This window comes from Bradyrhizobium sp. (genome assembly GCF_035701725.1).
Lineage (GTDB): Bacteria > Pseudomonadota > Alphaproteobacteria > Rhizobiales > Xanthobacteraceae > Bradyrhizobium.
In genome coordinates this window covers 1-10,482 of sequence record NZ_DASSRP010000124.1, presented here as the reverse complement: position 1 = coordinate 10,482, position 10,482 = coordinate 1, and the positions used below count along the sequence as shown (strand labels likewise).

Sequence of the window (10,482 nt, the reverse complement as noted above, 5' to 3'; positions counted from 1 at the left end):
ACCGCGCCGCCAAAGCGCGCGCCCGCGTCGGCTTCGTGATGCTGGCCTTTGTCGCGGTCTATGCCGTGATCGGAGGCCGGCTTGTGATGTTTGCGACCGGTACTGACAGCCACAGTGCACGGCGCAGCGCCACGCAGGATGCGATTGCGACCGCGCGGCCGGACATCGTCGACCGCAACGGCGAAATTCTCGCAACCGACGTCAAGGCACCCAGCCTGTTCGGCGAACCGCGCCGCATCATCGACAAGGACGAGGCGATCGAACTTCTGACCGCGACCTTGCCCGATCTCGACACCATCGAAACGCGCGAGCGCCTGTCGGGCCGCAAAGGCTTCGTCTGGCTCAAGCGCGAAATTAGCCCGCAGCAGCAGCAGGAAATTCACCGGCTCGGAATTCCCGGCATCGGCTTTCTGCGCGAGAACAAGCGCGTCTATCCGACCGGCAACGAGGTCGCGCACCTGATCGGCCTCGTCAACATTGACAACCAGGGCATCGCCGGGATGGAGAAGTGGCTGGACAATAACGGTCTGGCCGATCTGCACCGCGCCGGATTTGCCACCGACCGCTTGCAGCGTCCGGTCGAACTGTCGGTCGACCTGCGGGTCGAGCACGCGCTGCGCGACGAACTCCTGAAGGCGAAAGAAAAGTTTCACGCCAAGGCGGCTTCCGGCCTCGTCACCAACGTCAGGACCGGCGAAGTGGTGGCGATGGTCTCAGTGCCGGATTTCGATCCCAATAATCCGAAGGAGGCGCACGATCCCGATCGGATCAATCGCCTGACCACCGGCGTCTACGAGATGGGCTCGACCTTCAAGGCCTTTACGCTCGCAATGGCGCTCGACAGCGGCAAATATGGACTGGACTCGCTTTGGGATGCGCGCGGCCCGCTGCACTACGGCAAGTTCGCGATCCATGACGACGAGCCAAAGGGCCGCTTCCTCAACATGCGCGAGGTCTTTACCTTCTCCTCCAACGTTGGCGCTGCGCGGATTGCGCTGGCGCAGGGCGTCGAAGCGCACAAGGCGTTCCTGCGCAAGATGGGGCAGCTCGACCGGCTGCGCACCGAATTGCCGGAGAGCGCCGCTCCGCTGGTGCCGCGCCACTGGGGCGACTTGAACACCATCACCATTTCATTCGGCCACGGCATGGCGGTGGCGCCGTTGCAGGCGGTAATGGGCGTCAGCGCGCTCGTCAATGGCGGCTATCTGATTCCGCCGACCTTCCTCAAGCGCAGCGAGGAAGAGGCGATGGAAGTCGCCAAGCGGGTGATCCGCCCCGAAACGTCGGAGAAGATGCGGTTCCTGATGCGGCTCAACGCCGAGATCGGAACCGCGCGCAAGGCCGACGTCAAGGGCTATTATATCGGCGGCAAGACCGGCACGGCCGAAAAGGTCATCAATGGCCGTTATGCCAAGAAGCGCGTGCTCACCGCTTTTACCGCCATTCTCCCGGTCGACAAGCCGCGCTACCAGCTCCTGATCATGCTGGATGAGCCGCAGCCGCTGAAGGAAACCTACGGGTTCATCACCTCGGGCTGGAACGCCGTACCGACCGCGGGCAACGTGATTTCGCGGATCGCCCCGCTGCTGGGCATCGAGCCGCGGTTCGACCTGCCGCCGTCCGACCGCCTTATTCTTGCGGCATCGAAGACAACCCAGTAAGGCGTGATACTCGTTCAGCAATGGATTCGAGAACGGAGCCGCAAAGGCCCCGACATTGGCTTCATCCTTCGAGACGCCGCTTGCGCAGCTCCTCGGGATGAGGGAAGAGGGCGACGCAGCGGGATAGGCGCCGGCTGGACTGGAACACCATGAAGCTCTCCGACCTCTTTGGTGCTGACACCAATTTCGATCCGCCGGCACAGGCGGTCGAGGTTTCGGGGCTTGCGGTCGACAGCCGGGCGGTCAAACCGGGCGATCTGTTCTTTGCGCTTGCCGGCGCCAAGACCGACGGCGCGCGTTTCATCGAGGCTGCGGTTGCGGCCGGCGCCATTGCGATCGCCGGCGATCGTCCTCCGATCGGTGGATGCCGCGTGCCGTTCGTGACGGTCGCAAATCCGCGGCGCGCGTTGGCGCTGGCGGCTGCGAGAATGTTTCCCCAGCAACCCGCCACGATCGCGGCCGTCACCGGTACCAGCGGCAAGACCTCGGTCGCCGCGTTCACACGCCAGATCTGGCAGCGCCTCGGCTTTTCGGCCGCCAGCATCGGCACCATCGGGCTGGTCTCCGAGAAGCGCACGGTCTATGGCTCGCTCACGACGCCCGATCCGATCGCCTTGCATCGCGAGATCGACGAAATCACGCGGGACGGCGTCACGCATCTGGCGTTCGAAGCCTCATCGCACGGGCTCGATCAGTTCAGGCTCGATGGTGTGCGCGTGAACGCCGGCGCGTTCACCAATCTCTCGCGCGACCACATGGACTACCATCCCGACATCGCGCATTACCTCAACGCCAAACTTCGCCTGTTCTGCGATCTCGTGGTCGACGGCGGGGCCGCGGTGATTTCGGCCGATCATGAGTGCTCGCCCGACGTGATCGCGGCAGCGCGGCAACGAAAGCTCGTGACCATGACGGTCGGCCATGACGGCGACGGCGAAGGCGAGGGCATTCGCGTTGCGGCCAGCGCGATCGACGGCTTCGCGCAACGGATCGAGCTTGAGCATCGCGGCCGCCGCTGTCAGGTTCGTTTGCCGCTGGTCGGCGAATTCCAGATCGAGAACGCGGTCGTCGCGGCTGGCCTTGCGATCGCGACCGGCAGCCCGCCGGAGGACGTGTTTGCGGCGCTCGAAGCGCTCGAGGGCGCCAAGGGCCGGCTGGAGCGGGTCGGCGAATTCAACGGCGCACCGATCTTCGTCGATTACGCCCACAAGCCGGATGCGCTCACCAAGGCGTTGCAGGCGCTGCGGCCCTATACGCAGCGAAAGCTCGTCGTCGTATTCGGCGCCGGCGGCGACCGCGATACCGGCAAGCGTCCGCTGATGGGAGCGATCGCCGCTGACAACGCCGACGAGGTCATCGTCACCGACGACAATCCGCGCAGCGAGAACCCGGCCGCGATCCGCGCGGCGATCCTGGCCAGCGCACCAGGCGCAAGAGAGATCGGCGACCGCACCGAGGCGATCCGACAAGCCATCGCCGGCCTCGCCAAGGGCGATGTGCTCTTAATAGCCGGCAAGGGCCATGAGACCGGACAGATCATCGGCGATCGCGTGCTGCCATTCAGCGATCACGAGGCGGTTGCGTCCGCACTGGCGGCGGAAAGCAGGCACTAATGCAGAGGGTGGCATGAGCGCGACGCCATTATGGACATCGGAGGCAATGCGCGCGGCGATGCGGGCCGCAGCCAAAGGCATGCTGCCCGAGGCGATATCAGGCATCTCGATCGACAGCCGCACGCTTCAACCGGGCGAAGCGTATTTCGCGATTCGTGGCGCGGTGCATGACGGGCACGCTTTCGTCGAGGCCGCGCTGAAGGCCGGCGCCGCTCTTGCCGTGGTGGAAAAGGCGCAAGCCGACAAATTTGCGCCCGATGCGCCGCTGTTGGTGGTCGACGATGTGCTGGCAGGGCTCGTCGACCTCGGACGCGCGTCGCGGGCGCGGCTCGCAGGGCAGGTGATCGCGGTCACCGGCTCGGTCGGCAAGACCTCGACCAAGGAAGCGCTGCTTCACATTCTTTCCGCACAGGGACAGACGCACGCCTCCGCCGCATCCTTCAACAACCACTGGGGCGTGCCAATGTCGCTGGCGCGCTGTCCGGCGAGCGCGCGCTTTGCCGTGTTCGAGATCGGGATGAACCACGCCGGCGAAATCTCCCCGCTGGTCAAGATGGTGCGGCCGCACGTCGCCATCATCACCACCGTCGAGCCGGTCCATCTGGAATTCTTTTCCGGCATCGAGGCGATTGCCGATGCCAAGGCCGAGATTTTCGACGGCGTCGAGCCCGGCGGTGCTGCGGTGCTCAACCGCGACAATGCGCAGTTCGAAAGGCTGAGCCGCCGCGCCCAAGCGTGCGGCATCGCGCGCATCGTCTCGTTCGGCGCCGACAACAAGTCCGAGGCGCGCCTGATCGAAGTGTCGCTGCAGGCGACGTGTTCGGCGGTGCATGCCGAGATTCTCGGCCATGAGGTGACATACAAGCTCGGCATACCGGGCCGGCACATGGCGATGAATTCTCTGGCGGTGCTTGCGGCGGCGTCATTGGCGGGCGCCGATCTGGCGCTGGCCTCGCTCTCGCTGTCGCAACTGCTACCGGCGGCCGGCCGCGGCGTGCGTCAAACGCTGCTGATCGGGGGCGGCGAACTCACGCTGGTCGACGAGAGCTACAACGCCAATCCGGCCTCGATGGCGGCGGCGCTCAGTGTGCTGGGCCAGGCCAAGCCCGGCCCGCAAGGCCGGCGCATCGCGGTATTGGGCGACATGCTCGAACTGGGCCCGGCGGGCGCGGAATTGCATGCCGGCCTGAATGACGCCATCAAGGCCGGCCATATCGACCTGGTGTTTTGTTGTGGTCCGCTGATGCGCCACCTCTGGGATAGTCTTTCCCCGGGCAGGCGGGGCGGCTATGCCGATAGCGCCGCGAATCTCGAGCCGCAGGTTGTCGCCGCCGTCCGGGCCGGCGACGTCCTGATGGTCAAGGGTTCGAACGGATCGAAGACCAAAACCATTGTCACGGCGCTCGAAAAGCGCTTTCCCCGAAAGGCCGCGCTCGACGAAGCCGCGGTATAGGCGCAGTCAGAATCGGACCATTAGATGTTTTATTGGTTGATCGAACTCTCCAACACGGTTCCGGCGCTTGCCTTTCTGCACAGCCTTTTGAACGTGTTTCGCTACATCACCTTTCGCACCGGCGGCGCGATGGTGACGGGCGCGCTGTTCGTCTTCCTGTTCGGACCCTGGATCATCGACCACCTGCGGCTGCGCCAGGGCAAGGGCCAGCCGATCCGCACCGATGGCCCGCAGTCGCACCTTACCAAGAAGGGCACGCCCACCATGGGCGGGCTGATGATTCTGTCGGGACTCGTGGTCTCCACCGTGCTGTGGGCCAATCCGGTCAATCCCTATGTCTGGATCGTGCTCGCGGTGACGCTCGGCTTCGGCTTTGTCGGTTTCTATGACGACTACCTGAAGGTCACCAAGCAGAGCCATAGCGGCTTTGCCGGCCGCATTCGCTTGCTGCTGGAGGCGGTGATTGCGCTCGCGGCGTGCTACGCGCTGGTGCGGCTCGGGCGCGAGCCATTCTCGACCTCGCTGGTGATTCCGTTCTTCAAGGACGTGGCGCTGAATTTTGGCTGGTTCTTCGCGGTGTTCGGCGCCTTCATCATTGTCGGCGCCGGCAATGCGGTGAACCTGACCGATGGCCTCGACGGGCTTGCGATCGTGCCGGTGATGATCGCGGCCGCGAGCTTCGGCATGATCTCGTACCTCACCGGCAACGCGGTATTTTCGGACTACCTTCAGATCAACTACGTCCCGGGCACCGGCGAACTCGCCGTGATCTGCGGCGCGGTTCTCGGTGCAGGCCTCGGCTTTCTCTGGTTCAACGCGCCGCCGGCCTCGATCTTCATGGGCGACACCGGCTCGCTCGCGCTCGGAGGCATGCTCGGATCGATCGCGGTCGCGGTGAAGCACGAGATCGTGCTCGCGGTGATCGGCGGGCTGTTCGTGCTGGAGGCGGTCTCGGTGATCGTGCAAGTGGCGTCCTTCAAGCTCACGGGAAAGCGCATCTTCAAGATGGCGCCGATCCACCACCATTTCGAACAGCTCGGCTGGACCGAGCCGCAAATTGTGATCCGGTTCTGGATCATCTCGGTGATGCTGGCGCTCGCCGGCCTCTCGACCCTGAAGCTGCGGTGATCCCGTGGTTCCCGTCACCTCCTTTGCCGGCAAGACGGTCGCCGTATTCGGCCTTGGCGGCTCGGGCCTTGCGAGCTGTCATGCGCTCAAGGCCGGCGGCGCCGAAGTGGTCGCGGGCGATGACGGCGCCGAGCGGCTTGCGGAAGCCGCCAAAGCCGGCTTCATCACCGCGGACCTGCGGACGGTGGATTGGTCGCGCTTTGCCGCGCTGATCCTCACTCCCGGCGCGCCGCTGACCCATCCCGCGCCGCATTGGAGTGTCATGATGGCACGCCAGGCCGGTGTCGAGGTGATCGGCGATATCGAATTGTTCTGCCGCGAGCGGCAGCGCTACGCACCCGATGCGCCGTTTGTCGCGATCACCGGCACCAATGGCAAGTCGACGACCACGGCGCTGATCGCGCATCTGATGAAGGTCGCCGGTTACGACACCCAGATGGGCGGCAATATCGGCACCGCGATCCTGTCGCTGGAGGGGCCGCGCAAGGGCCGCGTGCACGTGATCGAGATGTCGTCGTATCAGATCGACCTGACGCCTTCGCTCGATCCGACCGTCGGCATCCTGATCAATGTCAGCGAGGACCATATCGACCGCCACGGCACGGTCGAACATTACGCCGCCGTGAAGGAACGGCTTGTGGCCGGCGTGCAGTCGCAGGGAACAGCCATTATCGGCGTCGACGATATCTGGTGCCGGGCCGCCGCTGATCGGATCGAACAGGCCGGGAAACGCGTGGTGCGTATTTCCGTGAAGAACCCGGTGCCGGACGGCATCTATGTCGATCACGAGACGATCTGGCGTGCCTCCGGCGGCGCGCGCAGCGAAGTCGCCAGGATCGGCGGCATCGGCTCGCTGCGTGGCCTGCATAATGCCCAGAACGCGGCTTGCGCTTCGGCGGCCGCGCTCGCGCTCGGCGTTGCCGCCGATGACTTGCAGAAGGGCCTGCGCAGTTTTCCCGGCCTCGCGCACCGCATGGAGCAGGTCGGCCGGCGCGATCATGTGCTGTTCGTGAACGATTCCAAGGGCACAAATGCGGACGCGGCCGCGCATGCGCTGTCGTCGTTCGCCGATATCTTCTGGATCGCCGGCGGCAAGCCCAAGGCCGGCGGCATCGCAGGCCTCACCGACTATTTCCCGCGCATCCGAAAGGCCTATCTGATCGGGGAGGCCGCAGGCGAATTTGCCGGTACGCTCGGCGCATCAGTACCGCACGAAATTTCGCAAACGCTCGATGTCGCGGTCGAACACGCCGCACGCGATGCCCAGGCTTCGGGGTTGCAGGAAGCCGTCGTATTGTTGTCGCCGGCCTGCGCCTCGTTCGATCAGTACCGCAACTTTGAAATTCGCGGGACGAAATTCCGCGATCTCGTGCAGGCACTGCCCGGCGTGAAGCCGGTTACTTCAATCGCGTGAATTCGATTCGCGCGACCTCAATTGCGTGACGTGGTGCGCTTCGCCGGCGGCTTGAACAGCTCAAGGTCGATCGTCTGGCCCATCGCCAGATAGCCGGTGCGGTTGGGATGGAGCTTGTCGCCCGTGCCGCCCGTGGTGCTTTCCGGGATGAATTCGGCCTTGAGTCCTCCCGATTGCGGGTCGAGCGTCGCCTTGTCGAAATCGATCACTGCGTCGAAGGTACCTGACGTTCGAACGAAGTCGTTGAGCGCCTTTCGCTTGGCATCCTGTTCCGGAAAGCCATGGGCCGGGCTCGAACTGCCGAGCGCCGTCGTGACGGTGGCGCCAATGACGCGGATCTGAGGCCATTTCTTGCGCAGCCGCGCGACGCCGTCCTTCATCGCGGCAATGACCTCATCGGCCGATGCGTTGCCGTTTTTGCTGAAGTCGTTGATGCCTTCCAGCCAGATCACGCTGGAAATGCCGGATAAACTGAGCACGTCGCGCTCGAGCCGCTGACCGGATGACGGCCCGCCCGGGAATGGCTTGTCGGAACTGTATTCGGCCGGGCCGGCGATCTGGTTGCCGCCGATGCCGCCGTTCACCACCGCAACCCTGTTGCCGTAAAGCGCCTTCAATCGCCGCGACAGCACGTTGGGCCAGCGATCGTCGCCGTTCATGGTGGAGGCTGTGCCATCGGTAATGGAATCGCCGAACGCCATGATGGCGAAAGCATCCGCAGGTGCCGACATCTCCACAGCGTCGAGGAAGAACCACGACGCGGTGGTGAACGGGAACGCCGCTTCGTCCTCCAGGTTGCCCTTCGCGCCGGCGTCCGGTGCGCTGACATAGGAGGTGGTGAGCGCTTTGGCGTGCCATGTCATCGGACCGCTGTCGCCGACAATATGGAAGCTGACCGCAAGCGCACGGCCGGCGAGGTCGTCCGCCTGCTTCACAAAGGACAATGTGATCGGGTCGCTCCACGCCGAACCGCCCGGCGCGATGCTGACCGAGGATTTTCCGCCGAACGTGACCGGTTGATTGGAGCCGCGAACCAGAGCCGCGCTGCCGAGCTGAAGGCCTGCATAGACGCCGTCGAATGTCACTGTCTTCTTGCCGAATGCATTGCTGAGCCGAATGCGGGCCCGGCGGCCCCACAGGTCGGGCCGAACGATCAGGCGAAACGTTTGATTGCGGGCGCCGGTCGCAGAATCAGGGAAGGCGAATTTCTGATCGGGTTGGGCGGATGGATTACCGACGGGATAGGGCCCCTGGACCGAGCCGGTCCACGACACCACCCACCCCCCGCTCTCGCTGGCGGAAAGACTTTGCGGCAATGCCACGAACAATGACGCCGCAATGAAATGGAACAATGAGCGCATGACGCTTCCCCCCGCAGCATTTGTTGTCCTTGAATTCACCGTAAGACCTTCTGCCGCTCGAAGCCAATGCGGGCTCGGAAGGAAGGTCTGCCCGGCCACATGTTCAAAACATTTGCAATCTATTAACGCCTTGGAAACCATCCTGGGCGACCAATGGGCGTCTCTCTATCCCTTGTCGGTGATTTGGGAACACCCATGCTCTCCCGTGAACAGCGCAACCCCTTAAGCGACTGGTGGTGGACGGTCGATCGCCTGCAATTGGCGGCGATCATCGCGCTGATTCTGGGCGGGGTGATCCTGTCGCTCGCGGCAAGCCCGCAGGTCGCGACCCGGATCGGGCTCGATCCCTTCCACTTCTTCAATCACCACGTGATGTTTCTGCTGCCGTCCTTTACGGTCTTGCTCGGCGTCTCGTTTCTGTCGCCGCGGCAGATCCGGCGCACCGCGCTGATCGTTTTTGCCCTCAGCATCGCGCTGATCGTGCTCACGCTTCTGGTCGGGCCGGAAGTGAAGGGCTCGCGGCGCTGGATCACGCTGATCGGCGTCAACATCCAGGCGTCCGAATCCGCCAAGCCGGCCTTCGTCGTGCTCGCGGCCTGGCTGTTTTCGGAATCGACCAAGAAACCGGAAATGCCGGCGACCTCGATGGCGATGGCGCTGTTGCTGACCTTGGTCTCGCTCCTGGTGATGGAGCCCGATTTCGGCCAGACCATGCTGATCCTGATGGTGTGGGGCTCGCTTTTTTTCATCGCCGGCATGCGCATGATCTGGGTCGCGGGACTCGCAGGTGCCGCCGCGACCGGCCTGTTCGCCGCCTATCTGTTCGTGCCGCACGTGGCCGGCCGCATCAAGCGTTTCATGAACCCGGCCTCCGGCGACACCTTTCAGGTCGATACCGCGATGGAAGCCTTTGGCAATGGCGGCTGGTTCGGGCTCGGGCCCGGCGAGGGCATCGCCAAGCGCAGCCTGCCGGACAGTCATACTGATTTCGTGTTCGCGGTCGCCGCCGAGGAGTTTGGAATTATTCTGTGCCTGGCGCTGCTGGCGTTGTTTGCCTTCATCGTGATCCGCGCGTTGTCGCGGGCCTATGCCAGCGAGGACATGTTCGCCCGTTTTGCGGCATCGGGCCTCGCGATCCTGTTTGGCGTGCAGGCCGCGATCAATATGTCGGTCAATCTCCAGCTGATTCCTGCCAAAGGCATGACACTACCGTTCATCTCCTACGGCGGTTCCTCGATGGTATCGCTGGCTTACGGCGTCGGCATGATGTTGGCGCTGACCCGGCAACGGCCGCGCACCGAGCTGGAATCGATGAACGCGAGTGTCGCGCACGGTTACACGTAGAAGCCATTCCTGCCATCATTGCGACCGCTAGCGAAGCAATCCAGCTTGAGACTGGACTGCTTTGTCGCTGACGCTCCTCGCAATGACGTCGTTTTGCGTATAGAGAGTGGGCGTCATGGCTGATAATCCCCTCATCCTGCTGGCCGCCGGCGGCACCGGCGGCCATCTGTTTCCGGCCGAAGCGCTCGGCGTCGAACTGATGAAGCGCGGCCTTCGCGTGCGGCTTGCGACCGATGCGCGCGCGCTGCGCTACTCCGGCCTGTTCTCGCGCGACACCATGGATGTGGTGCCGAGCGAAACCGTGCGCGGCCGCGATCCGCTGTCGCTGGTGCGCACCGGCATCATCCTCGCCGCCGGCATGGTGGTCGCGCTCAATCTGGTGCGCCGGTTGGAGCCGGCGGCGGTCATAGGCTTCGGCGGTTATCCGACCTTGCCGCCGCTGATCGCCGCGCGCCTCATGCGCGTGCCTACGGTGATTCATGACGCCAACGCCGTGCTTGGACGCGCC

8 protein-coding genes are annotated in these 10,482 nt (G+C 64.3%); 7 read left to right on the top strand and 1 reads right to left on the bottom strand.

Features of this window, described 5'->3' with window-relative positions:
• The 5 genes from VFL62_RS07050 to murD all read left to right on the top strand — a co-directional run.
• Window positions 1–1,661, top strand: a 1,661-nt coding sequence (locus tag VFL62_RS07050; protein ID WP_325171650.1) for a penicillin-binding protein 2, incomplete at its 5' end; no start/stop codon positions are given.
• A 149-nt stretch (window positions 1,662–1,810) separates the two neighbouring features.
• Window positions 1,811–3,274 (top strand): UDP-N-acetylmuramoyl-L-alanyl-D-glutamate--2,6-diaminopimelate ligase, encoded by a 1,464-nt coding sequence (locus VFL62_RS07045; protein WP_325171649.1) that lies wholly within the window; start codon window positions 1,811–1,813, stop codon window positions 3,272–3,274.
• A 13-nt stretch (window positions 3,275–3,287) separates the two neighbouring features.
• On the top strand, window positions 3,288–4,727 hold the full coding sequence (locus VFL62_RS07040; protein ID WP_325171648.1) for a UDP-N-acetylmuramoylalanyl-D-glutamyl-2,6-diaminopimelate--D-alanyl-D-alanine ligase: 1,440 nt from the start codon (window positions 3,288–3,290) through the stop codon (window positions 4,725–4,727).
• A 24-nt stretch (window positions 4,728–4,751) separates the two neighbouring features.
• Window positions 4,752–5,855 (top strand): phospho-N-acetylmuramoyl-pentapeptide-transferase, encoded by a 1,104-nt coding sequence (gene mraY, locus VFL62_RS07035; protein WP_325171647.1) that lies wholly within the window; start codon window positions 4,752–4,754, stop codon window positions 5,853–5,855.
• Window positions 5,856–5,859: 4 nt separating this feature from the next.
• Window positions 5,860–7,269, top strand: coding sequence for a UDP-N-acetylmuramoyl-L-alanine--D-glutamate ligase (murD, locus tag VFL62_RS07030; protein WP_325171646.1), 1,410 nt, complete (start codon window positions 5,860–5,862; stop codon window positions 7,267–7,269).
• A gap of 17 nt (window positions 7,270–7,286) precedes the next feature.
• On the opposite strand, the gene VFL62_RS07025 is transcribed toward murD, so the two are convergent.
• Window positions 7,287–8,630, bottom strand: coding sequence for a GDSL-type esterase/lipase family protein (locus VFL62_RS07025; protein ID WP_325171645.1), 1,344 nt, complete (start codon window positions 8,628–8,630; stop codon window positions 7,287–7,289).
• A gap of 195 nt (window positions 8,631–8,825) precedes the next feature.
• Here VFL62_RS07025 and ftsW point away from each other — a divergent pair, with 195 nt between their 5' ends.
• Together ftsW and VFL62_RS07015 are read left to right on the top strand one after the other, a co-directional pair.
• A complete protein-coding gene (gene ftsW, locus VFL62_RS07020) occupies window positions 8,826–9,974 on the top strand; it encodes a putative lipid II flippase FtsW (RefSeq protein WP_325171644.1) in 1,149 nt (382 codons plus the stop codon).
• A gap of 115 nt (window positions 9,975–10,089) precedes the next feature.
• A partial coding sequence (locus tag VFL62_RS07015; RefSeq protein WP_325171643.1) for a glycosyltransferase occupies window positions 10,090–10,482 on the top strand: 393 nt, incomplete at its 3' end.